Genomic DNA, 676 nt, shown 5'->3' on the forward strand with positions numbered 1-676 from the left:
CTACCTTTAACGATCAAATGAATTTCTGTCGAAATTCATCGCCATACACATTAGCTATGATTGTTTCCAATCAAAACTTGAGAGTGTCTCAGCAAGAATTCAATCAACCAATTTAAATTAATTAAATCGATGGATTTCATTCAGCTTAATTTGGATTCCACATTGTTAAAGAACATTCTTTCATTAAGAAAGAAGAGCAAAATATGCTTAATGAATCAGTTTTCTACTATCTCTTACAAGACGAGAAATTGGTGGAGCTATGCGGGATCGAACCGCAGACCTCCTGCGTGCAAAGCAGGCGCTCTCCCAGCTGAGCTATAGCCCCCTATTTTTTCCGTTGAACCAGGCTTTCATTTCTTGAAAGCTTGGTGGGTCTGGGCAGATTCGAACTGCCGACCTCACCCTTATCAGGGGTGCGCTCTAACCGACTGAGCTACAGACCCGGTATCTGAATCAAGATAACGGACTCATTAAACACACTTTTAAAGAACTTCACAGCCTCAGAACAAGGCTGCTTTAACAAGTTATAAAATTGCCAATGCAATTTTAAATCAAACAATTCGTGTGAACGCTTATGGACGTCGGTTTTCGTTTAAGGAGGTGATCCAGCCCCAGGTTCCCCTAGGGCTACCTTGTTACGACTTCACCCCAGTCATGAATCACTCCGTGGTAATCG

The 676-nt window shown here is 42.0% G+C and carries 2 tRNA genes and 1 rRNA gene; all 3 read right to left on the reverse strand.

From position 1 onward, the window contains the following. Positions 1-249: 249 nt before the first annotated feature. Positions 250-325 (reverse strand) — tRNA-Ala (locus J7439_RS25780). A 41-nt stretch (positions 326-366) separates the two neighbouring features. Continuing rightward, positions 367-443, reverse strand: a tRNA-Ile gene (locus tag J7439_RS25785). Between the two features lie 150 nt (positions 444-593). Next, positions 594-676 (reverse strand): 16S ribosomal RNA (locus J7439_RS25790); the annotation flags it as partial.

It is taken from the genome of Salinisphaera sp. G21_0 (genome assembly GCF_017744115.1).
In the GTDB taxonomy this organism is placed as follows: Bacteria; Pseudomonadota; Gammaproteobacteria; order Pseudomonadales; family Endozoicomonadaceae; genus Endozoicomonas.